We start from the raw sequence: 22,354 nt of genomic DNA, 5'->3' as shown, positions 1-22,354 counted from the left end.
ACCGGCCCCATGCCAGAAAGCAGGAGGAACGACATGACTCAGGAAAACCAGCAGGGCACTCCCGTGGAGGAGGAAGCGGGCGGTTACGGAACCCCCACCGCCGAACAGGAACTTCCGGGCGGGGACGCCAAGACGTTCGCCCAGCCCCGCGATGAGGAGGCGTTCGACGCGGCCGGACTCAACCAGGACAGCCCCGACGGCGAGACCTACCCCGCGGGCGCGCCCGACCTTAGCCAGTTCGGCGCCGAAGACCAGGACAGTGCAGGAGAACCCGGAGCGGGACGCTTCGGAGGAACGGAGGAGCAGATGAACGCGGAAAACGAGAGCAGCGAGACCGGTTTCGAGCCGGGCAACGAAGCGGCAGCCGAGGGCGGGGGCGCCGTGCCGTCGTCGGAGGCCGAAATGGACGCGGCCAACACCGAAGAGCCGGAACCGGGCCGGCCGTTCTCCTCGGAATCGGGCCAGGACGCCGCCGGCATCCCGGACGGCAGCGGAACGGACCTGCCGGAGGAGCGGTCGCCCAAGGACCGTGACAGCGAGGACAAGGAATCCTTCGACGCCGGATAGGCGCCACGCACGAGGGCCGGCGTCCTGCCACCGAATCGGTGGCAGGACGCCGGCCCTTGTTGTGCCCGGGACCAGCCGGCGCTTGCCGGGTGAACCCCTGCGGCGCCGCGGCGGACGGTCAGCGGCGTTTCTTGGGGGCGCGCTTCGCGGCGGCGTTGACGGCGGCCTGAACGGCTGCGGCCGGAGCCGCGTCCTCGGTTTCCGGCTCGGCCACGGTGCCGCGGACCCGCGCGATGGCTTTCATGCCGTGGTAGATCACCAGGGCGGCGGCGGATCCCAGCGCAATGCCGGTGAACTTCAGGTCCCCGATGGTCCAGGTGTAGTCGGCAATGCCGACGATCAGGGCCACGGCGGCGGTCGTGAGGTTGATCGGGTTGGAGAAGTTGACCTTGTTCTGGACCCAGATTTTGACACCCAGCACGCCGATCATGCCGTAGAGCATGGTCGCGGCGCCGCCGAGCACGCCGGCGGGGACGGTGGCGATCAGTTCACCGAACTTGGGGGAGAAGCTCAGCAGCACCGCGAAGCTGCCGGCCACCCAGTAGGCGGCGGTGGAGTAGACCTTCGTGGCCGCCATGACGCCGATGTTTTCGGCGTAGGTGGTGGTGCCCGAACCGCCGCCGAGGCCGGCGAGGACGGTCGCGGCGCCGTCGGCCATCAGCGCCCGGCCGGACACGCCGTCGAGGTTCTGGCCCGTCATCGCGGACACGGACTTCACGTGGCCGATGTTCTCGGCCACCAGCACGAGCACCACCGGAACGAAGAGGCCGACGACGCCGAGGTGGAATTCGGGGGTCTGGAAGTGCGGAAGTCCCACCCAGGCGGCGGCATCCATCTTGGCGAAGTTCACCTCGCCGCGGAGCATGGCGACGAGGTACCCGACCACGACGCCGACCAGGATGCTCAGGCGGCCCAGGATGCCGCGGAAGAAGACGCTGACGACGATGATCACCGCAAGGGTGACCAAGGCCGTGATGGGGGCGGCGTCGAAGTTGTTCTTCGCCGCAGGGGCGAGGTTCAGGCCGATCAGGCCGACGATGGCACCGGTGACGATCGGCGGCATCAGCCGGTTGATCCAGCCGGCGCCGAACTTCTGCACGATGGCGCCGATGACGGCCAGGGCGGCACCGGCCAGCACGACGCCGCCGAGCGCTCCGGGAATCCCGAACTGCTGCTGCGAGGCCATGATCGGGGCGATGAAGGCGAAGGAGGAGCCGAGGTAGCTGGGAACCCGGCCCCGCGTGATGACCAGGAACAGCAGGGTGCCGATGCCGGAGAAGAACAGCGTGGTGGCCGGCGGCATGCCGGTGATGATCGGTACCAGGAAGGTGGCGCCGAACATGGCGACGACGTGCTGCATGCCGACGCCGATGGTCAGCGGCCACGCGAGGCGCTCATCCGGCCGGACGACCTCGCCGGGGCGGATGGATTTGCCGTTTCCGTGGATCTTCCATTTGGTGCCGAGCATGCTCATTGCAGTGAGCCTTTCAAAGATGTGTGGCGGGACCGGGAAGGAATCTTCCGGGTGCCACTTTACCGCCCCGGGGGGCCGCGGCCCGCTGGCGGACCGGCCGATCGGCCTAGTCGGCGGTCGGCCGCCGCCGCTGCTGCTTCGTCACGGCACGCTGTTGCTTGGCGGCAAGCCGGCGCCGGACTGACCCCCGCGAAGGACGGGTGGCGCGCCGGCTGGCGGCCTCGGGGGCCAGCCCGGCCGCGACCAGATGGGCCAGTTTGGCCAGGGCGATCTCCCGGTTGCGCAGCTGGGACCGCCGCTCCGCGGCGCGGACAGTGACGACCCCGGCCACCAGCTGCCGTTCGAGCCGGCTGAGGAGCGTGAGCCGCTGGCTTTCCGAGAGCACGGCGGAATTGGCCACGTCCCAGGAGAGTTCGGCGCGGCTGTCTGAGGTGTTGACATGTTGGCCGCCGGGCCCCGATGAGCGGGAGAACCTCCAGCGGAGTTCGACGGCGGGAATCGTCAGTGCGGGTGACACCTCCAGGTCCATCCTCCTAGCGTGTCACGAGTTGGCGGTGGTCAGCGCCCGTTTGGTCCGTCGGCCGGGGGTTTGCGCAGCAGCAGCGCCGCCTGCGGGTACCGCTCACCGTCCCGTGCGGCACGCACCAGCTGCGCCTCCAGCGAGAATCCGAGGTCCGTGAAGCCGCGGGCCACGTCCTCGGGAGCATGCAGCTCTGCCCGGAGCTCGACGTCGTGACCGTAGGGACGTTGCATGGTGCGGGAGCCGCTGCCGGCCTGGAAGGCAATCAGTGCCAGGCCGCCCGGATGGAGGGCGCGCCGGAACTCCCGGGAGATGCCGGGCAGCTCTGCGGGGGAGGAGTGGATGATGGAATACCAGGCCAGGATGCCGTCCGCGCTGCCGTCGGAGGCCGGGAGGCTGGCCAGCTCGCCCACCGTGAAGCTCAGCCGGGGATGCATGCGCCGGGCGGCGCGGACCATCCCGGGGGAGAGGTCGACGCCGGTGACGTCCAGACCGGCTGCGGTGAGGTGGGCGCTCATGCGTCCGGTGCCGCAGCCGGCGTCGATGACCCGCCGGCCCGGGGTGGACCGGACCCGGGCTGTGAACTCCTCGATCATGGCCATGTCCTCGGCCGCCTCGAAGCTGGTGTCCGGCAGGGCCGACGCATAGGACTCGGCAACGGTGTCATACGCGGAGCCGATGTCGGAGAGCTTCCCGGGGATCGTCATCGCCTGAGCCTACGGCGCCGGGCGGTGTTTCTTCAGCGCACCGGTCCAGCGCTGCCGCTAGCGATCGTCCCGGGTCTGGAACTCCCCGTCGATTTCGTAGTGCCGGAACTCGGTTTCGCGGTTCGATTCGCCGTCGGAGGCCACCTCGTAGTCGAGCTGGCGCTGGATCTGGCTGTCGAGGACCTGAAGTTCCTGGTCTGCCATGCCGGTGAGGTCTTCCGGAAAGTTTTCGTCCGGGGTGAGATACAGCTTGTCGGTCATCGTGCCTCCCTGCCTCCACGCCGGACTGAGTTCCGGCTCAAGGTCAAATTTTACAGCCGCGCTTGGGTCTTCCCAAGGTGCAGGTCAAAGCAGCTACTGACCGATGGCGCGCCGCTCGGTCCCGCCTACCACCACCTGGGCCGGGCTGTGGAGGACGTAACCGTTGAGCCACGAAAACAAGGCGCGGACCTTCTGCTGGGTTCCGGACAGGAGCGCCAGGTGGACCGCGAGCCACGAGATGAACGCCAGCGGCCCCTGGAGTTGGAGGCGCCTGCGTCCGATTTCCGCGACGGCGGCCCCCCGGCCGATCATCGCCATGTACCCCTTGTCCACGTACTTGAAGGGCTGCCGGGTACCGCCGGTGAGGTCCGCGTAGATGTTGCGTGCGGCCCACTTTCCGGCCTGCTGGGCGACGGAACCGAGCTGCGGCAGCTTGGCGCCCGTCGCGTCCGTGATGTTGGCGGCGTCGCCGAGAACGTAAACCCCGTCCGCACCCGGATCCGTCAGGTCGGGGCGCACATCGATACGCCCGCCTTTGCCCTGGGTGAGGCCGGAACCGGCCAGCAGGTCCCCGCCCTTGAGGCCGCCGGCCCAGACGACCATGCGGCTGGGGATGTCGGTGCCGTCCGCCAGGGTCACGCCGTCGGCCCGTACATCGGTGACGCCGACGCCCATGTGGAGCTGCACGCCGATCGCCAGCAGCCGCCGCCTGGTGTACTCCTGGGACTTCGACGAAAACATGTTCAGCACACTCGGGACCATGTCCACCAGGTGCACCCGGCACCGCGCGGCGAGCTCGGGCGAGAAGTATTTGGTCACCACGAACTTGATGTTTTCTGCCATCGCCCCGGCGGTTTCCACGCCCGTCGGGCCCCCGCCGACGACCACGACCTCCACCGGCACGTCGGGCTCCCGGTCGGCCTCGTCGAGCAGACGCGTCAGGCTGGTGCCGAGCATGGTCGCGTCGGTGATCGAATACAGGGGCAGGGCGTGTTCCTCCGCGCCTGGCGTGTTGAAAAAGTTCGGCACGGCGCCCACGGCGAGCACCAGAATCTGGGCCCGGAGCGTGTCGCCGTCGGCGGTGGTGACGGTGTGGTTCGCGACGTCGACGGCGGCCACCTTCGCGGTCATGACCCGCACGCTTTTGAGCCGCCGGAAGACGGAACGGATCGGTCGGGTGACGGCCGAGACGCCGATCTGCGAGGTGGCGACCTGGTAAAGGAGCGGCTGGAACTGGTGGTAGTTGTTCGAGTCGATCAGCAGGACCCGCACGCCCTTTCGGCCGAGTTCCCTGGCTGCCGACAGGCCGGCGAAGCCGGCACCGACCACAATGACCTGATAGGTATCCTCCATCTGAGCAAGCTACTCCTCCTCGGCTGGTGGCAACAGGGCCCGGCGCCACGAAAACATCCGGTCATGAAAAAGAGCGCTACAGGCGCCCCTAAACCGCGGGCAGCAGGGCCTTGCAGGCCAGAATCAGGCGCTCAGTGAGGTTGGCGGGCCCGTCCTCAGCCGACAACAGCAGAAGCTTGCGGGAAAGTTGCAGCTCAGAGACCTGCACCACCGTGATGCCGGCTGGCCGGGCGGTCAGGGCCAACTGCGGGACCAGGGCGGCCCCGTGACCCGCTGCGACGAGCCGGAGCGTGGCATTGAAATCGTCGCTGGAGGCCGCGATCCGGGGGTGCAGTCCGGCGTTGGCCAACACGGCGTCTGCCACGTTGGCGTCGCTGGAGCCGCGCAGGTGGACGATCCACGGCAGCCTGCCCAGGGACTCGACATCCATCGCTTGGTTTTCCCGGTATCCGGCGGACGCCGGGACGACCACGCGGAACGGGTCCTCGCCAAGCCAGTGCCGGGAGACGCCCTGGGGCAAGACCAAACCGGTCTCGCCGACCTGATACACCAGCGCCGCATCCAGTTCACCGCCGGCACGCAGCCCCGGCACCACGGCACTCGGCTCGCCGATGGAGATCTTTAGGCGTGCGCCGAGTTCCTGCCACGCTTCAGACTCCAGGACGGGCGCAAGGATGAAGGTGGCAGCCGAGGGGAAGGCCCCGATGCGGAGTTCCCGTACCGCGCCTTCACTGGCGGCGGCCCCTGCCGCCAGCAATCCCTCGGCGTCGCGCAACAGCTTGAGCGCGTGCTGGCCCATGGCGTGCGCCGCCTGCGTCGGCTGCGCACTTCGGGCACCTCGGACAAACAAGCGCATGCCCGTGTCCTTCTCCAGGGCGGACATTTGCTGGGACACCGCCGACGCCGTGTAGCCCAGCCTGTTGCCCGCCGCGGTGAAGGAACCTAGCCGAAGTACTTCCACGAGTGTGTGGAGGTGAGTCAGGTTGAGCATTAGAAATCCTTGCAGTGAGTGCGTAGAAACATCAAGGTGTCGGAGATCACCTTCGGGATTCTTTCCTCTAGGGTAAGTCCCACGGGCATTTTCCACCGCGGCCACGGTGGCAGACGGGAATCCCGGTGTCTTCCGAAGGGCAAAGGATTAGAAATGCTTGAGCAAGTTCTCTACGTCAACGCTTCGTTCCACACCCAGTGGGCTGACCGTCCGCGGGCGACGGCGCTGCTGACCAGGGGAGAGCGGATCCTCGCCGTCGGGGCCGTCGACGAGCTGCGGGCGCACGCCACCGGAATCACGGCCACGGTTGACCTTGGCGGGGCGACGGTGATCCCCGGCCTGACGGACGCCCATATCCACACCGCCAACTACGCCCGTGAGATCGCCGCCTTGGACCTGCGCGGCACGGCCAGCCTGGCGGAGGCGCTGGACAGGATCCGCGACTATGCCGCCACCCTGCCGGCGACCGCGTGGGTCTTCGGCGGCCGCTGGGACTTCAACGCCTGGGACGTTCCCGTCCAGCCGGACCGGCAGGCACTGGATTCCGCGACCGGAGGACGGCCTGCCGCGCTGCCAAGCATCGACGGCCACACCGTCTGGGCAAACTCCGCAGCGCTGGCAGCGGTTGGCATCGACGAGCGGACGCCTGACCCGGTTGGCGGCGAAATAGTCCGCGACGCGGCCGGCTATCCCACCGGCATTCTGCGCGAAGCCGCCAACGACGTCCTCGGCGCGATCATGAACAGCCCGGAGGCAGGTGACCTCACCGCCCAGTTGGCGGAAGCGCAGCGCCGGCTGCTGGCTGTGGGGTTGACCGGCGTCCACGATTTCGACGGCGAGGACTGCCTGGAGGCCTACCGCGCGCTGCGCTCGGAAGGCAATCTCCAGATCCGGGTCCACAAGGCGATCCCGCGCGTAGCACTGGACATGGCTATCGACGAAGGACGGGCCACCGGTGACGGCGATGCCTGGTTGCGAACCGGACCCGTCAAGCTGTTCTCCGACGGGGCCCTGGGGTCCCACAGTTGCCACATGAACCAGCCCTTCCCCGGCGAGCCGAAGAATCACGGAATAGAGGTCATTCCTTACCTTGAGCTCCTGGCCCTCGTCCGCCGGGCCGCCGGAGCGGGCATCGCGGTTGCCACCCACGCGATCGGTGACCGCGCCAATCAACTCGTGCTGGATGCCTATCAGGACCTGGTCCGGAATCCACTCGATGCCGCGCCCGCCCTGGGCCGCGCCGCCGTCACGCCCCGGCTGCGGCACCGCATCGAGCACACGCAGCACCTCCGCCCGGAAGACGTGCAACGAGTGGCCCGGCTCGGCGTCGTGCCCTCCATGCAACCCACCCACTGCACCTCGGACATCCCGCTGGCGTCGACCCTGCTCACGGGCCGGGACCTGGCGTCCTACGCGTGGCGTTCGCTGCTCGACGCCGGCGCCCTCCCCGCCTTTGGTTCCGACGCCCCGGTCGAACTGCCGAACCCGATGCATGGGATCCACGCCGCGGTCACCCGGCAGAACCGGGACAACGAACCGGGCGGCGGCTGGCAGCCTGCGGAGCGGATCAGCGTGGCCGAGGCCATTGCCGGCTTCACCACCGGGGCCGCGCACGCTTCCGGCGAGGAAAGCATCAAGGGCCGGCTGCGGCCCGGCATGCTCGCCGACTTCACGGCCCTGGGCGCCGACCCCTTCACCTGCCGGCCGGAGGAACTCCGCGGGCTACCCGTCCGTGCCACCGCGGTCGGCGGCACCATCCGCTACCGCAGCGACGACTGACCTTCCGAACGATCACCGCATCACCAAACACAATGGGAGAACGCATGAACACCTCAAAACTCCGTACCTTCCGCTCCGGTGCGCTGGCCTCTGCCGCGGCGCTGACCCTGCTCGCGACCACGGCGTGCGGCGGACAGTCGCTCTCCTCGGCCAACAACAGCAGCGGCGCAGCCAAGGATTCATCCTTTACCGCCACGCCGGCTCCGGAGGAGGACCAGGCCAAGTCGGTCATTGACGGCATCAAAGCCAACGCCGACCTGACCGCTGCCCTGCCCGAATCCGTGCGGAGCGAGGGCCTGAAGATGACCACCTCCGAGGGTTACCCGCCCATGGAGCTCTTCGCCAAAGACGGCAAGACCCTCATCGGCGTGGACCCCTCCCTCGGACGGGCCATTGCCAACAAGCTCGGAGTGACGATCAGCATCAACAACGAGGACTTCAACTCCCAGATCCCGGGCGTCACCACCGGCCGTTACGACATGATCATGTCCTCGATGACGGACAACGAACAGCGGCGCCAGACGGTGACCTTTGTCGACTACGTCAAGGCAGGCAACGGCTGGGTGGTCAAGAAGGGCAACCCGGCGGGACTGGGCGATCCCATGACCGCGTGCGGCAAGACGGTCGCCGTCGTCGACAACGGATCCTCCCTGGCCCTCGCCGAGGGATTCGACAAGGACTGCAAGGCCGCCGGCAAGGAAGGGCTGAAGATCCTCAAGTTCGCCGGCGATCAGGACGCCATCCTGCAGGTCCGCAACAACCGCGCCGACGCAGGCATTAATGACTACCCCGTGGCGGCCTACCGCGCCCAGACGTCCGAAGGCACGCTTGAAGCCGTGGCCATCGAGGGCGACGAGAGCCCCTGGGGCATTGCGATGAAGCAGGACAATAAGGAACTGATCAGCGCCATGCAGAAAGCCCTCCAGGAACTGATGACTGACGGCAGCTACGCCAAAATCCTGAAAGCATGGAACGTGGAGAAGATGGCCATCGACACGGCCACCATCAACGACGGCAAATAAGGACCCCCGATGAACCAAGCGCCCCGACGACATAACAAGCCGACGCAACTGAGCGGGCCCGACGGAACAGCAATCCCCGTGGTCCCGCTGCGCCACCGCGGACGGTGGGTCGTCGGGGCGCTGGCGATCCTAGCCTTCGCCTGGCTGGGAATGAGTCTGGCCACCAATCCCAACATCCGCTGGAACAAGGTGGCGGAGTATCTCTTCTTCCCCAAGATCCTCGACGGACTCTGGGTCACGCTGATGATTTCCGTGCTCGCCACGTTGCTGGGCCTGGTCCTCGGCATCATCCTCGCCATCATGAAACTGGCCCACAACCCGGTCCTGAACTGGCTGTCCACCCTGTACATCTGGTTCTTCCGCGGCACTCCGGTCCTGGTGCAACTGATCTTCTGGTACAACCTGGCATTCCTCTTTCCTTCGCTGGTGATCCAGATCCCCTTCACCAACATCGGGTACATGTGGAACACCAACGACGTCATGACCGGCTTCAACGCCGCGCTGCTGGGCCTGGGGCTGAACCTGGCCGCCTACTTCGCCGAAACGGTGCGCGCCGGAATCCAGGCGGTGGACGCCGGACAGACCGAGGCCGCCTACGCACTCGGCATGACTCCCGGCAAGCGGATGCGGAAAATCGTGCTGCCGCAGGCCCTGCGCATCATCATCCCGCCCACCGGCAACGAGTTCATCTCCATGCTGAAGACCACCTCCCTGGTCTACGTTGTGGCCGGCAACGACCTGATGACGAACGCCAGCCAGATTTACAAGCAGAACAACCTGATCATGGAGCTGCTGATCGTCGCCTCCCTCTGGTACATGCTGATGACCGCGGTCGCCACGTACTTCCAGACCAAACTGGAAGCCCGATTCGGGGCCGATGCGGTGCGGCTGGTGCGCAAACCCGGCTTCCTGCTCAGGAAAGTCACCGGAACACCCAGCGCCGCGGCACACCCCCGCCGCCCCGCAGACGACGTCGCCGCAGCTGGAAAGGACCTCTCATGACCACCGAAACCCGCCAACTCCACGTTGCCTCGCACGGGGTCACGAAGTCCTTCGGCTCGCACCAGGTCCTCGCCGGCGTGGACTTCACCGTCGCCGCCGGCGAGGTCAGCTGCATTGTCGGGCCCTCCGGATCCGGCAAGTCCACCTTCCTGCGGTGCCTCAACGCGCTGGAAACGTACGACGACGGAACCCTCCTGGTGGAAGGGCAGCACGTCGGCTACGAATACCGCGACGGCCGCTACTACGAATGGAACACCCGCCAGTTCGCCGCGTTCCGATCCCGGATCGGAATGGTGTTCCAGCGGTTCAACCTCTTCGGCCATCTCAACGCCGAGGAGAACGTTGCCTGCGCCCTGACCGAGGTGAAGGGGCTCTCCAAGTCCGCCGCGCGTGCCCGGGCCCTGGAGGAACTGGCGAAGGTGGGTCTGGCCGAACACGCCCACAAGCGCCCGCATCAGCTGTCCGGCGGGCAGCAGCAGCGCGTCGCCATCGCCCGCGCGCTCGCCATGGACCCGGAAATCATGCTCTTCGACGAGCCCACGTCCGCGCTGGATCCCGAGCTGGTCGACGAGGTCCTGGAGGCCATGAAGGCGCTGGCCCGGGCGGGCATGACCATGGTCGTCGTGACCCATGAGATGGGCTTCGCACGCGAAGTGGCGAACACCGTCCACTTCTTCGACGCCGGTGTCATTGTCGAATCGGGCACGCCCGCGGAAGTGCTGGCCAATCCGCAGCGGGACCGGACCAAGGCTTTCCTGGCGAAAGTCCTGTAGCCGCAGGCGGCCGCCCCGTTCCCAGGGTTCCCAGGTTCCCAGGGCAACGTGGCCGACGTCACCCCGGGCGGGGGAAGCTGCCGCGCCGTCCGCCGGTTAAATCCGGTGACAGCAGCAGCGCCCCGGCAGGGGGCGAGCCCAGCGAAAGGGACGCGAATGACGATCGCCCATGAAGAAGCAGTAATCGACTCCGCCGCGGTGGACGCCATCTTTGCGCAGGCGCGCACGGCCAACGCCTTCACCGGCGAAGTCACCGAGGAGCAGGCCCGCGCCATCTACGAGCTGACCAAGTTCGGCCCCACCGCTTTCAACTCGCAGCCGTTGCGCGTCACCTACGTCCGCTCTGACGAGGCCCGCGCCACGCTCGTGGACGCGCTGTCCGCCGGGAACCGTGCCAAGACAGCTTCCGCTCCGCTGGTCGCCATCCTCAGCACCGATACCGCCTGGCACGAGCAGTGGGACGCGTTCCTGCCCGGCTACAACGCGCCGAAGGCCATGTACGACGCCGCTCCGGACCTCGCCGCCGTCACCGGCAACAACAACGCCCACCTGCAGGCCGGCTACTTCATCCTCGCCGTCCGGTCGCTGGGACTCGCCGCCGGCCCCATGACAGGTGCCGACTTCGCGAAGATCGACGCGGACTTCTTCCCGGCCGGCGACCAGAAGAGCTTCATGGTGGTCAACATCGGCCAGCCCGCCGAGAACGCCTGGGGCGACCCGAAGCCGAAGTTCGCGTACGAAGACGTGGTCCGCACCGTCTAGCTGCCGGGTACGCGGCCCCGTGTCGGAGGCCAGTGGCAGACTGGGCCCATGCGGAACCTGATCGTGGTCGCTTTCCTTGAGCCAGTCACCGCGGGTATGGAATTCCCGCGCGAGGACTGGCCGCTGCACATTACGTTGGTGAAGTTCGACGTCGTCGACCAGCCACTCGGCGACGGCGGCCCGCCCGGCGACGCCGTCGAGCAGCCGCCCGGCGACGGGGACCCGCTGGCCGCCCGGGTGGCCGGTCTGATGGACGCTCCGATCGGCGCGGCGCTGGGCAGCGCCGTGACGATCGGGGCCGAGGCGGGCTTTGGCCGGCGCGGCACCATCCCGGTCAGCCTGGTCGAACCCAGCCCGGCGCTGCAGGCCCTTCACGAGGCGCTGGTCGAAGCGGCACGGTCCCTGCCGGGCCGGATTTCCACCCCCGGCTACACCGGAACCGGCTACCGTCCCCACGTCTCCCACCGGCCCGGCAAAGCGCTTCGTGCGGGCGAGCAGCTGGCACTGGACCGCATCGCCTTGGTGGACATGGCGCCCGACGGCGGGCACGCGACGCGCCGGGTGCTCAGGCTCTGGGACGCCACATTGTGAATGAACCTCTTCATTTAACCGCCGAGGTGCCATACTGGGGTCAAACTGAGGCGGACACCGCCGAAACCTGGGGGTCATGAGGTGCGTGCGGGGGGAACCACGGAATGATGCTTGACACTTCCACCCTGCGAGTTGCCCTCGCCGTGGTGACGCTTACGCTGCTGGGCCTCTTCTACTTCATCACCTACCGCCGGACCCGTTCGCCGTTCAGCGGCTGGTGGTGCTCGGCCCTGCTGCTTTTCCTGACCGGCTCCGCGTCCTACCTGCTGGACGGCACCGAGCACCAGGTCTGGGCCAATCCACTGGGCAACATCCTGCTGGTCGGCGGTGCCGGTGCCATGTGGGCCGGGGCGCGCTCGCTGCGCCGGCCAAGCCCCAGGCTGCAATACCTGCTGGCCGGCCCGGTAGTCACGGGCGTTGTCTCGATGCTGGACCACCCGGCAACCAACAACTGGTCCGGCGGGCCGGTCCTGCTGGGGATGATGGCCCTCATGCTCGGCCTCTCATCCCGGGAACTCTTCGTGCTCGACGTCGACTACTCACGGGTGCACCGGCCCCTGGCCTACGGCTCAGGCATGCTCACCTTGTTTTACGTCGGCCGCCTGGTCGCCTTCCTCCTTGACGGCCCCGACGGCCCGGTGTTCGAGGCCTACTTCGGTTCCGTGGTGACGACGCTGCTCACCGCGATGATCCTGGTGCTCGCGTCCTTCACCATGGCCGAGCTCAGCTACGAACAGCTGACCCGGGACCTGCGGGCACGCGCCACGGTGGACGGACTCACCGGGCTCCTCAACCGCACGGCCTTCGTGGACCTGGCCGCCAACGAATTACGGCGGCTGGGCGGTTCCCGGACCAACGCCGCGCTGGTCCTGGCGGATCTGGACCACTTCAAGGCCGTCAACGACCAGTACGGACACGCGGCCGGAGATGAGGCGCTCCAGGCGTTCGCCGCCGCCTGCACGACCTCCGTCCGCTCCACCGACCTGGTCGGACGCTACGGCGGCGAGGAATTCATCCTGCTCCTTCCCGGCGTCAGTCCCGAACGGGCCGGAGAGATGGCCGCAACCATCAGCCGCCGGCTGCAGGCGGCCCAGCCGACAGTGGAAGCCCGGCTGCCCACCGTCAGCTACGGCATCGCCTCGACCGGTCCCGGCCGCGCTGACCTCACAGCCCTTATTGCCGAGGCGGACGCTGCCCTTTACCGGGCGAAGACGGAGGGCCGGGACCGGGCCGTGTTTGCCGGCAGTATCAAGGAAGAGCAGACCGCCTGAGCCGCGGGCCGGCGGGGCCGGGCCCGATCCTGCCAGCGTTGCCGGCCGGGCCCGCACCGGGCCCGGCCTGCGCTGCTAGGAAATGACGCCGTCCACCAGGGCCTTCGCCTCGGCCTGGACCTGCTTGAGGTGCTCTGCGCCCTTGAAGGATTCGGCGTAGATCTTGTAGACGTCCTCGGTGCCGGACGGACGGGCCGCGAACCAGGCGTTCTCGGTGACAACCTTGAGTCCGCCGATCGCCGCACCGTTCCCCGGCGCCTCGGTGAGCTTGGCGGTGATCGCTTCGCCGGCCAGTTCGGTCGCGGTGACGTCCGACGGCGAGAGCTTTCCGAGGGCCGCCTTCTGCTCCCGCGTCGCGGCGGCGTCGATGCGCGCGTAGGCGGGGTCGCCGAACTTGTCGGTCAGGCCCTTGTACAGCTGCGAGGGGGACTTGCCCGTCACGGCGGTGATCTCGGAGGCCAGCAGTGCCAGCAGGATGCCGTCCTTGTCGGTCGTCCAGACACTGCCGTCTTTCTTGTTGAACGAGGCACCCGCGGACTCCTCGCCGCCGAAGGCACCCTCGCCGGAGAGCAGGCCGGGGACGAACCACTTGAAGCCGACCGGAACCTCGACCAGTTTCCGGCCCAGGCTCTCGGCCACGCGGTCGATCATTGAGGACGAGACCAGAGTCTTGCCGATCACGGACTGCGGGTTCCACCCGCTGCGGTGCCGGTACAGGTAGTCGATGGCGACGGCGAGGTAGTGGTTCGGGTTCATCAGCCCGCCGTGTCCATCAACAACAGGGGTGACGATCCCGTGCCGGTCGGCGTCGGCGTCGTTGCCGGTGGCGACATCGAACGGTGCGGAGCCGTCCGCGCCGGCGCTCATCCGGCTGATCAGGGACGCCATCGCCGACGGCGAGGAGCAATCCATCCTGATCTTCTCGTCCCAGTCCAGCGTCATGAACGCCCACTGCGGGTCCACGGTGGGGTTCACGACCGTGAGGTTGAGGTGGTGGCGTTCGGCGATTTCACCCCAGTAGTCCACCGAGGCGCCGCCCATCGGGTCCGCGCCGATGCGGACGCCGGCTTCGCGGATCGCGTTCAGATCCAGGACCGAGGGCAGGTCGTCGACATAGCTGGAGAGGAAGTCGAACTTCCCGGTGGTGCCGGCCGCCATCGCCTCGGCGATCGGGATCCGCTTGACCCCGCGCAGCCCGTTTTCGAGCAGTTCGTTGGCCCGGTTGGCGATCCAGCCGGTGGCGTCGGTGTCTGCCGGGCCGCCGTGCGGCGGGTTGTACTTGAAGCCGCCATCCCCTGGCGGGTTGTGGCTGGGGGTCACCACGATGCCGTCCGCCTGGGGTGCGCCCGAAGGGGAGTTGTTGTTGTGGGTCAGGATGGCGTGGCTCAGGGCCGGAGTGGGCGTGTAGCCGTGGCGGGCGTCAATCAGGACGTTCACGCCGTTTGCGGCGAGGACCTCCAGCGCCGAATTCTGGGCCGGCTCGCTCAAGGCGTGGGTGTCTTTGGCCAAGTACAGCGGACCGGTGATTCCCTGGCCCGCGCGGTACTCCACGATGGCCTGCGTGATCGCCAGGATGTGGGGTTCGTTGAACGAGGCCTTGAGGCTCGATCCCCGGTGCCCGGACGTGCCGAACGCCACCCGCTGGCCCGGGTCGTCCAGGTCCGGGGCGACGTCGTAGTACGCGTCCAGGAGCGCAGTGAGGTCAACAAGGTCTTGGGGTTGGGCAACTGTGCCCGCGCGGCTAGCCATGGCTCCAGCATGCCAGACGGCACTGCCCGGCAACATGTTTTAGGTCGAATCCGGCGGCTGTGACGTGACGCGACCCGTCCGGGCCGGGGTGCGGCGGTAATCTGGAGGAACATACGCCAGAGGGGATAAGCCATGACCGAACAGCCCGGGACCGGGGACGACGACGCGCGCCGCAGGAGCCAGCCGTCGTGGAATCCGCCGTACGGGTCCACCCACGGATCAGGCTACGGACCGAGCTACAGGGCTGACGGTCACGTGCCGCCGCTGCCGCCCTCCGCACCGCACCTCGGGCAGCAGCCGTTCGGCCAGGCCCCCGGCGGGTACGGCTACGGACAGCCTGCCGGACCCCATGCCGGGCCGCAGGTCCCCGGGCCGTACGCCGACGCCTACGGCCAGCCGAACTACTACGGAGTGCCGGCGGCGCCGAAGGGGCTGAGCATCGCGAGCCTGTGCTGCGGCATTGCTGCCTTCATGGGCTTCGGTTTCTTCCTGCTCCCCCAGTTGGCCGCCGTGGTCCTGGGGCACCTCGCGCTGACCCGGGAACCGGGCGGGAGAGGCCTGGCCATTGCCGGGCTGGTCCTGGGCTACGCGGCGTTGGCGATCACCGTGCTGGTCATCGTCGTGCTCGGGGTCGCGTTCGCCAACGCGGAGTTCATCAGCCGGTAAGAGCCCGGACCAGCCGCCCCGCATTGGCTTCGAGCCAATCGCGCCGGCGCAGGATGAGTCCGCCGACGCCGTCGGCCCACATCCGCGCCCAGCCTCCACCAAGGACCTCGGCGTTGTGCCGCATCCGTTCGTAGCTCACGCCCGCGGCCTCGATGCCGAAGCCCGGAATCCGGCGTCGTTCCTCGTCGTCCCAGCCGTAGGCGTCGGCGAAGATCCGCAACCGCCGGCAGGGGTCCACGCCCTCCCACCCGGGCCACGCATCGGCCGGGTCGCGCAGCGGCGCCCAGTGCATGGCGGCGTTGTAGGAATCCCGGAGCGCCGTGGCAGGGCCCGCGAGGTCGAAATCGATCAGCCCGACGGCGGCGCCGTCCCGCACGACGACGTTCTGCGGCGTGACGTCCAGATGGCAGACCAGCTTCCCGGGGCCAGGCAGCGCCCCCGCCTGCGGCAGGGGAGCCCGCTCCGGGAACGGATGCTCGCGCGGCACGTAGCCCGCCGAGGCGGCGTGCAACCGGCGGACCAGCCGGGCCACGGAGGCCAGCAGGTCCTCGGACTGCACCCAGGGCTCGGGCACCGGCCCGGCGCATCCGCCGGCCATGAAGGTCAGCACGTCCCGGCCCTGCGCGTCCCGTCCGAGGTACCGCGGTGAGCCGTCAAAGCGAGCGTCCTCGAGCCAGTCGAGGTACTCCGCGACGGCAAGGCTTTGCGGCTGGTGCGGGCGGCGGACGGTCCCGCCAACCCGCACCACACCTTCAGTGACATCGCCCGCCGGCAGAAGTTCGACGTCGGACGCCTCGCCGGGGGCGGGGACGTAGACGCGCGCCTCAACCGGCGGGCGATATCGGGTGCTCATTCAGCTCAGCGTACGCCGCCCATGAGCTTCTTGATGGCGGGCGAGGCCGCGGCCAGCCCGACGGCCAGCAGCATGGCGGTACCGCCGACGCCGATGAAGTACGGCAGTTCGTCGTCGGGGTGGTAGAGGCCCGAGAGAATGCCGGCCAGCGTGGTGCCCAGCGACACCGAGAGGAAGAACAACGCAACCATCTGGGTGTGGAACGCCTTGGGCGCGAGCTTGGTGGTCACGGACAGGCCGATGGGGGAGAGGAACAGTTCCGCGAGCGTGAACAGCAGCAGGATGCCCACCAGTGCCAGCAACGGAGTCTTCCCCTCGCCGGCCAGCGGGATGAAGGCCAGGAACGCCAGCCCCATCACGAACAGTCCGATCGAGAACTTCAGCGCCGAGCCCGGCTGCCGGCGGCCCAGCCGGGTCCAGAGGGCGGCCATGATGCCGGCGAAGATGATGATGAAGACCGGGTTGATCGACTGCACCCAGGCGGCCGGCATCTCCCAGCCGAACAGGTTCCGGTCCAGCTTCTCCTCCGAGTACACGGCGATGAAGGTGAACTGCTGCTGGAAGAGCGCCCAGAAGGCGGCGGAGGCGATGTACAGCGGGATGAACGCCGTGACCCGGCTCCGCTCCGTGGCGGTGACCTTCTTGCTGCTGAAGATCAGGACGAAGTACAGCACGGACGCGCCGATGGCGGCGTAGGCCATGGACATGGCGAGGTTCTCGGCGTTGACGGCGCCGGTGGCGAGCAGCACGGCGACGGCCGCGGCGATGGCGGCGAAGATCAGGCCGTAGCGGGTCCGGGCAGCGGCGGGCAGCGGGTTGGGTACCCGCTGGGCGTCCGCGGGGAGCTTGTTGCGTCCCAGGGCGTAGATGACCAGTCCCACGGCCATGCCGACGGCGGCCGCGCCGAAGCCCCAGTGGAAGCCCTGGCTCTCCTGCAACCAGCCGGTGACCAGCGGCCCGATCAGGGCGCCGGCGTTGATGCCCATGTAGAAGATGGAGAAGCCGGCGTCGCGGCGTTCGTCCTTTTCGCGGTACAGGGTGCCGACCAGGGCAGTGGCGTTGGCTTTCAGGCCGCCGGAGCCGACGCCGACCAGGACCAGACCCGCGATCAGGCCGGGGATTCCCGGGACCAGGGCCAGTGCGATGTGACCGGCCATGATCATGATGGCGGAGCCGAAGAGCACCCGCTCCGAGCCGAAGAGCCGGTCCGCGAGCCAGGCGCCGAGGATGGTCGACAGGTAGACGCCGCCGCCGTACGCGCCGACCAGGCTGGCGGCAAGGGCCTTGTCGATTTCAAGGCCGCCTTCAGCGGCCGTGAAGTACATGTAGTAGAGGAGGATGCCCTGCATCCCGTAGAAGGAGAAGCGCTCCCACATCTCTACGGAGAAGAGGCTGGCCAGCATCTTTGGGTGGCCAAAGAACGAGGTATCGCCCGGCGTTGTAGCGGGGGGATCGGCTAAATGAGTTGTGCTCATTTACTTAATGCTGACACCGGGGCGCGCGATTGTCACATCCGCGGCGCCCCGGGGCAAGTCAATCCGGAGGTGTTTCGCGCCCCGCTTCCTCCCCAGTTGCTCTATCACTTATGGCTGCCATACCCCCGGTTTAACAGCCATAAGTGAGAGAGCAACGGGCGCGTGGAGCTAGTCGCCGTCGAACATGATGACCTGCCGGACCGCCTTGCCGTCCGCGAGTTGGTCCATGGCCTGGTTGATGTCCGTCAGGGCGATCCGGGAGGAGATGAGCTCTTCCACCGGCAGCTTGCCCTCCCGCCAGAGCTGGGCATACTTGGGGATGTCCCGGGACGGCACCGCCGAGCCGAGGTAGCTGCCGATGATTGTGCGTGCCTCCGCGGTGATGGTCAGCGGGGAGAGCTGCGCGCGGGCGTCCGGTGAGGGCAGGCCGGCCGTGACGGTGGTGCCGCCGACGTCGGTCGCGGCGAAGGCGGTCTCAAAGGCCCGGGCGCTGCCGGCGCACTCCACCACGAACCGGGCCTTGACGCCCTCCTCGGCCACTTCCTGCGGGGTGTACGCCTCGTGCGCGCCGAGCCGGCGGGCGTGGTCCAGCTTCTCCGCGAGGGTGTCCACCGCCACGATCCGCGAGATCCCCTGCGCGACGGCGGTGATCAGCGCGGCCATGCCGACGCCGCCGAGCCCGACGATCATGATGCTGTCTTCGGGCCGGGGCCGGGCGGCGTTCAGCACCGCGCCCCCGCCGGTCAGGACCGCGCAGCCCAGAACGGCGGCGACCTCCGGCGGGATGTCGTCGTCGACCGCGACTGCCGAGGCTCGGTCCACGACGGCGTGGCTCGCGAAGCCGGAGACGCCGAGGTGGTGGTAGACCTGTTCGCCGCCGCGGCTCAGATGCATGGAGCCGTGCAGCAGGGTGCCCTCGCCGTTGCTTTTGGAGCCGGCGGTGCAGGGCAGCCGGCCGTCGGCGGCGCAGTTGGCGCACTGCTCGCAACGCGGCAGGAAGGACATGACCACCCGCTGTCCGGGCTCAAGGTCCGTGACCTCCGACCCGACCTCGACGACGCGTCCGGCGGCTTCGTGGCCGAGCAGCATGGGCACCGGCCGCACCCGGTTGCCATCGACCACGCTCAGGTCCGAGTGGCAGATGCCTGCGGCCTCGAGACGGACCAGTAGCTCGGTGGGCCCGGGGCCGGAGAGCTCCAGTTCCGTGATGCTGATCGGTTTGGATTCCGCGAACGGCCGTGGCCTGCCGATTTCCTCAAGCACTGCGCCGGTGATCTTCATTGATCCCTCTCGTGTCGTTGACCGCATGTGGCATTAGTAAACCGCAGGCGCGCCCGGCCGCGGAAATTTACGCCGGCTGCTGGCGGGCCGGCCGGGAAGCCGGGCGCTGCTGACCGGCTGTTAGAAGCCAAGTTGCCCGGCCACCTGCAGCAGCAGCGCCTCCGACCCCAACGGCCCGACAAGCTGGATCCCCATCGGCAGGCCGGTCCCGGGCGCCCCTCCGGTCCAGTGGACCGGGATGCTGATGGCCGGCAGTCCGCAGACGTTGACCGGCGAGGACCACGGGGCGAACTCGCATTGTTTGCGGTAGTCCTCGTCGGCGTCGGTAGTCCGTTCAGCGGCGGGCCAGTAGCCGTCGCCGTGCGCGCCGCCGGTGAACCAGCCCACCGGGCGCGGGGTCTGGGCCAGCGACGGGGTGAGGATCAGGTCCCACGCGCTGAACTGGGCAACCGTGTCCCGTTCGAACTGCCGGAGGAAGGCGAGGGCCTCCGCCAGCCTGGCCGGTCCGCGCTGCCGCGCCCGCTGCCGGAAGGTCCGGGTCAGCGGGGTCAGGAGCGCCTCGCGGTGCGGCAGGATGCGGGCACTGCCGACGCCGGCGGTCCAGGCGGTGGTGAAGGCGGCCGCGTAGCGGTTGTCGTAACGGATCCGCGCCTCACCGGTCTCATGCCCGGCGGCCTCCAACAGGGCGACGCCGGCGCGGAGAGCGTCGAGGGCCTCGGGCTCCGGCGTGAACGGAAAAACTGCCTGCCAGGGGCTGTCCAGGCTGATTCCGATCCGCAGCCGCGGCGGCTCCTGCGCGGCCAGCCGGAGGTAGCTCTCCGGCCGCGGCGTGGCCGTCCCGGCGGCTGTTCCAGTGGGTGGTCCGGCGGCTGTTCCGGGCGGGACCAGCGCGTCGAGCATCAGCGCCGCGTCCGCCGCCGAGCGGGCCAGCGGCCCGGCGACAACCAGCCTGGCCGGATCGCCGGTGCTTTCCCCGGACGGGATGAGTCCGCGGCCCGGCTTCAGTCCCACCAGCCCGCAGGCGGCGGCCGGAATACGGATGAAGCCCCCGCCGTCGGAGCCAGGAGCGAAGGGCAGCAGCCCTGCGGCCACAGCGGCGGCGCTTCCGCCCGAGGAGCCGCCGGAACTCCGGCTCAGTGCCCAGGGATTCCGCGACGGAGGCGCAATCCGGTTCTCGCTGTAGGCCGTCAGCCCGAACTCGGGAACCTGCGTCTTGCCCAGGGAGACGACGCCGGCAGCCTTGAGGGTGGCGGCCAGCGTACCGTCGGCCGCTGCCGGGCGGTGTTCGATAGCGGCGCTCCCGTGCGTCGTGATGACCCCGGCGACGTCGGTCAGGTCCTTGAACGCGACCGGCATGCCGTGCAGCGGCGGCAGGGACTCGCACCGGCCGGAGCGCGGGCGGCTGGCGAAGCGGCTGTCCGCGGCGTCGGCGTCGCTGAGGGCCTTGTCGGCCGTGATGGTGATGAACGCGCCAAGGTGCGGATTCTGCCCGGTGATGCGGTCCAGGAAGTGCTCGGCGGCCTGCCGGGCGGAGAGCTCGCCGCTGCGCAGGGCATCCCGCAGGGCGACGGCGGACAGGTCGTGGATTTCAGCCACGGGTCAGCAACCCCCGCTGTCCCGCGCCGCGCCGGGCAGCCTCCCGCGACGGACATGCCCAGTGGTCGGCGCGGGGAGTGGGCAGGTCAGCATTATGCCCATCCTCCGGCCCGGGGGAACGGGCATGCTCGGTGGGCTGGCCGTGCAGCGGGCATGGGTCTCCTTTGCGGTCAGCAGAAGCGTAACCTGCCGCCCGTCGGGGCTGCGCTTCGCGGGGCTGGGGATACGCTGGTGGCAGAGCTGGTTTCTGCGGAGAGGACGACCATGAGTGACATCGAGACCGTGACCGTTTCCGACATTCCCGAGGGGGCACGCCTCCTGGACGTGCGCGAGGACTACGAGTGGGCCGCCGGGCACGCCGAGCACGCCGTGCACATCCCCCTCGACCAGCTCCCGGCCCGGCTGGGGGAACTGGACCCGGACGAGGACCTCTACATCATCTGCCGCACCGGCGGACGGTCCTTCCGCGCCGCGCAGTGGCTGGTCGGCAACGGCTATTCCGCCCTCAATGTCGCCGGCGGCATGGACCAGTGGCTCGAGAACGGCCTGCCGCTCGTGTCCGACAACGGGCTCAAGCCCGTCATTCTGTAACCGAAGGAACACCCGATGCCCGCCTCACCTGTCACCTACACCTTCCTCGGCCCCGAAGGCACCTTCACCGAGGCCGCCCTGATGCAGGTGCCCGGCGCCCGGGACGCCACGCGCGTCCCCGCTTCGAACGTCAACACGGCCCTGGAGAAGGTCCGCGACGGCTCGGCCGATGCCGCCATGGTCCCGATCGAGAATTCGGTGGAGGGCGGGGTGACGGCGACCCTCGACGCGATCGCTACCGGTCCGGAGCTGCGGATCCTGCGCGAGGCCCTGGTGCCCATCAGCTTCGTGCTGGTCGCCCGGCCCGGGGTCCGGATTGAGGACATCCGCCGGATCTCGACCCACGGCCACGCCTGGGCGCAGTGCCGCCTCTGGGTGGACCAGCATATTCCGAATGCGGAATATATCCCGGGTTCCTCGACCGCGGCTGCGGCACTCGGCCTGCTGGAGCCGGAACCGCACTACGACGCCGCCATCTGCGCACCGATCGTCGCCACCGAGCAGGACGGCCTGGCCGTGCTGGCTGAAAACATCGGCGACAACCCGGGAGCCGTGACCCGCTTCGTTCTCGTCGGGCGACCCGGTGAACTGCCGGAACCGACCGGCGCGGACAAGACCACGGTCGTGGTGCCGCTGCCGGAGGACCGCCCCGGCGCACTGATGGAAATCCTGGACCAGTTCGCCACCCGCGGCGTGAACCTGAGCCGGATCGAATCCCGGCCCACCGGGCAGTACCTGGGCCACTACTTCTTCAGCATCGACGCCGACGGGCACGTCGGGGACGCCCGGGTTGCCGACGCCCTCGCCGGACTGCACCGGATCAGCCCCGCTACCCGGTTCCTCGGCTCCTACGGCCGGGCCGACGGTCAGCGGACCTCCGTGGCCCCGCATACCTCCGACCAGGCATTCCGCGCCGCGCATGCCTGGGTCCAGGACATACTCTCGGGGGCATCCGTGGTCCAGGACTACAAGCCCGAGGCTTCGCCCACAGCGTAGGCACACGCCACATCCTGCACTTCCGCCCCGTGGATTCAGGCGTATGCTTGCCTGATCCATATTGGGGTAGTCCT

At 68.7% G+C, this 22,354-nt stretch carries 22 protein-coding genes; 11 read left to right on the top strand and 11 right to left on the bottom strand.

Translation table 11 applies throughout. The features are described from left to right. Positions 1 to 33: 33 nt before the first annotated feature. Positions 34 to 567 (top strand): hypothetical protein, encoded by a 534-nt coding sequence (locus ASG71_RS02235; protein ID WP_056736650.1) that lies wholly within the window; start codon positions 34 to 36, stop codon positions 565 to 567. 118 nt (positions 568 to 685) lie between these two features. On the opposite strand, the gene ASG71_RS02230 is transcribed toward ASG71_RS02235, so the two are convergent. The 6 genes from ASG71_RS02230 to ASG71_RS02205 all read right to left on the bottom strand — a co-directional run bounded on the left by ASG71_RS02230 (position 686) and on the right by ASG71_RS02205 (position 5,873). Beyond that, positions 686 to 2,041 (bottom strand): uracil-xanthine permease family protein, encoded by a 1,356-nt coding sequence (locus ASG71_RS02230; RefSeq protein WP_056736647.1) that lies wholly within the window; start codon positions 2,039 to 2,041, stop codon positions 686 to 688. 106 nt (positions 2,042 to 2,147) lie between these two features. Further along, the gene (arfB, locus tag ASG71_RS02225; RefSeq protein WP_056736645.1) at positions 2,148 to 2,570 is read right to left on the bottom strand and encodes an alternative ribosome rescue aminoacyl-tRNA hydrolase ArfB; all 423 of its coding nucleotides are present in this window, start codon (positions 2,568 to 2,570) and stop codon (positions 2,148 to 2,150) included. 29 nt (positions 2,571 to 2,599) lie between these two features. Continuing rightward, positions 2,600 to 3,268, bottom strand: coding sequence for a class I SAM-dependent DNA methyltransferase (locus tag ASG71_RS02220; protein WP_056736643.1), 669 nt, complete (start codon positions 3,266 to 3,268; stop codon positions 2,600 to 2,602). 57 nt (positions 3,269 to 3,325) lie between these two features. Further along, entirely contained in the window at positions 3,326 to 3,529 is a 204-nt protein-coding gene (locus ASG71_RS02215; protein ID WP_056736639.1) for a hypothetical protein, read from the bottom strand. A 93-nt stretch (positions 3,530 to 3,622) separates the two neighbouring features. Next, positions 3,623 to 4,882, bottom strand: coding sequence for an NAD(P)/FAD-dependent oxidoreductase (locus ASG71_RS02210; protein WP_056736637.1), 1,260 nt, complete (start codon positions 4,880 to 4,882; stop codon positions 3,623 to 3,625). Between the two features lie 88 nt (positions 4,883 to 4,970). After that, entirely contained in the window at positions 4,971 to 5,873 is a 903-nt protein-coding gene (locus ASG71_RS02205; RefSeq protein ID WP_056736635.1) for a LysR family transcriptional regulator, read from the bottom strand. A 153-nt stretch (positions 5,874 to 6,026) separates the two neighbouring features. On the opposite strand from ASG71_RS02205, the gene ASG71_RS02200 reads away from it, so the two are divergent. The 7 genes from ASG71_RS02200 to ASG71_RS02170 all read left to right on the top strand — a co-directional run bounded on the left by ASG71_RS02200 (position 6,027) and on the right by ASG71_RS02170 (position 13,073). Beyond that, positions 6,027 to 7,652: an amidohydrolase gene (locus ASG71_RS02200; RefSeq protein ID WP_056736633.1), complete on the top strand. Its 1,626-nt coding sequence runs from the start codon at positions 6,027 to 6,029 to the stop codon at positions 7,650 to 7,652. 44 nt (positions 7,653 to 7,696) lie between these two features. Beyond that, positions 7,697 to 8,674, top strand: a complete 978-nt coding sequence (locus ASG71_RS02195) for an ABC transporter substrate-binding protein (RefSeq protein WP_056736631.1) — start codon at positions 7,697 to 7,699, stop codon at positions 8,672 to 8,674. A gap of 9 nt (positions 8,675 to 8,683) precedes the next feature. Continuing rightward, positions 8,684 to 9,676 carry an amino acid ABC transporter permease gene (locus tag ASG71_RS02190; RefSeq protein WP_082574755.1) on the top strand — a complete coding sequence of 331 codons (993 nt, stop codon included), beginning with the start codon at positions 8,684 to 8,686 and terminating at the stop codon, positions 9,674 to 9,676. Further along, positions 9,673 to 10,449: an amino acid ABC transporter ATP-binding protein gene (locus ASG71_RS02185; RefSeq protein WP_056736629.1), complete on the top strand. Its 777-nt coding sequence runs from the start codon at positions 9,673 to 9,675 to the stop codon at positions 10,447 to 10,449. Before ASG71_RS02190 ends, ASG71_RS02185 begins: the two co-directional genes overlap by 4 nt. A gap of 156 nt (positions 10,450 to 10,605) precedes the next feature. Beyond that, the gene (locus ASG71_RS02180) at positions 10,606 to 11,211 is read left to right on the top strand and encodes a malonic semialdehyde reductase (protein ID WP_056736627.1); all 606 of its coding nucleotides are present in this window, start codon (positions 10,606 to 10,608) and stop codon (positions 11,209 to 11,211) included. Between the two features lie 48 nt (positions 11,212 to 11,259). After that, complete coding sequence (locus tag ASG71_RS02175) at positions 11,260 to 11,802, top strand: 2'-5' RNA ligase family protein (protein ID WP_056736625.1); 543 nt, start codon at positions 11,260 to 11,262, stop codon at positions 11,800 to 11,802. 104 nt (positions 11,803 to 11,906) lie between these two features. Then, positions 11,907 to 13,073, top strand: a complete 1,167-nt coding sequence (locus ASG71_RS02170; RefSeq protein WP_056736623.1) for a GGDEF domain-containing protein — start codon at positions 11,907 to 11,909, stop codon at positions 13,071 to 13,073. A 75-nt stretch (positions 13,074 to 13,148) separates the two neighbouring features. Here ASG71_RS02170 and pgm read toward each other — a convergent pair whose 3' ends face one another. Continuing rightward, entirely contained in the window at positions 13,149 to 14,822 is a 1,674-nt protein-coding gene (gene pgm / locus ASG71_RS02165) for a phosphoglucomutase (alpha-D-glucose-1,6-bisphosphate-dependent) (protein ID WP_056736620.1), read from the bottom strand. Between the two features lie 132 nt (positions 14,823 to 14,954). On the opposite strand from pgm, the gene ASG71_RS02160 reads away from it, so the two are divergent. Further along, the gene (locus ASG71_RS02160) at positions 14,955 to 15,488 is read left to right on the top strand and encodes a DUF4190 domain-containing protein (RefSeq protein ID WP_056736618.1); all 534 of its coding nucleotides are present in this window, start codon (positions 14,955 to 14,957) and stop codon (positions 15,486 to 15,488) included. On the opposite strand, the gene ASG71_RS02155 is transcribed toward ASG71_RS02160, so the two are convergent. The 4 genes from ASG71_RS02155 to ASG71_RS02140 all read right to left on the bottom strand — a co-directional run bounded on the left by ASG71_RS02155 (position 15,478) and on the right by ASG71_RS02140 (position 20,693). Further along, positions 15,478 to 16,341, bottom strand: coding sequence for a phosphotransferase (locus tag ASG71_RS02155; protein ID WP_082574753.1), 864 nt, complete (start codon positions 16,339 to 16,341; stop codon positions 15,478 to 15,480). The genes ASG71_RS02160 and ASG71_RS02155 overlap by 11 nt on opposite strands. A 5-nt stretch (positions 16,342 to 16,346) precedes the next feature. After that, positions 16,347 to 17,816 carry a peptide MFS transporter gene (locus ASG71_RS02150; protein ID WP_056736616.1) on the bottom strand — a complete coding sequence of 490 codons (1,470 nt, stop codon included), beginning with the start codon at positions 17,814 to 17,816 and terminating at the stop codon, positions 16,347 to 16,349. A 168-nt stretch (positions 17,817 to 17,984) separates the two neighbouring features. Continuing rightward, positions 17,985 to 19,097 (bottom strand): alcohol dehydrogenase catalytic domain-containing protein, encoded by a 1,113-nt coding sequence (locus ASG71_RS02145; protein WP_056736615.1) that lies wholly within the window; start codon positions 19,095 to 19,097, stop codon positions 17,985 to 17,987. Between the two features lie 120 nt (positions 19,098 to 19,217). Next, on the bottom strand, positions 19,218 to 20,693 hold the full coding sequence (locus tag ASG71_RS02140; protein ID WP_056736613.1) for an amidase: 1,476 nt from the start codon (positions 20,691 to 20,693) through the stop codon (positions 19,218 to 19,220). 264 nt (positions 20,694 to 20,957) lie between these two features. Between ASG71_RS02140 and ASG71_RS02135 the strand changes: the two genes are divergently transcribed. Continuing rightward, positions 20,958 to 21,284 (top strand): rhodanese-like domain-containing protein, encoded by a 327-nt coding sequence (locus ASG71_RS02135; RefSeq protein ID WP_056736611.1) that lies wholly within the window; start codon positions 20,958 to 20,960, stop codon positions 21,282 to 21,284. Between the two features lie 15 nt (positions 21,285 to 21,299). Beyond that, positions 21,300 to 22,280, top strand: a complete 981-nt coding sequence (gene pheA / locus ASG71_RS02130) for a prephenate dehydratase (protein ID WP_056736610.1) — start codon at positions 21,300 to 21,302, stop codon at positions 22,278 to 22,280. Positions 22,281 to 22,354: the final 74 nt, after the last annotated feature.

The sequence above is a fragment of the Arthrobacter sp. Soil763 genome, assembly GCF_001428365.1.
Taxonomy (GTDB): Bacteria; Actinomycetota; Actinomycetes; order Actinomycetales; family Micrococcaceae; genus Arthrobacter.
The sequence above is the reverse complement of the archived record's forward strand: the minus strand, read 5'-3'. Positions and strand labels throughout refer to the sequence as shown.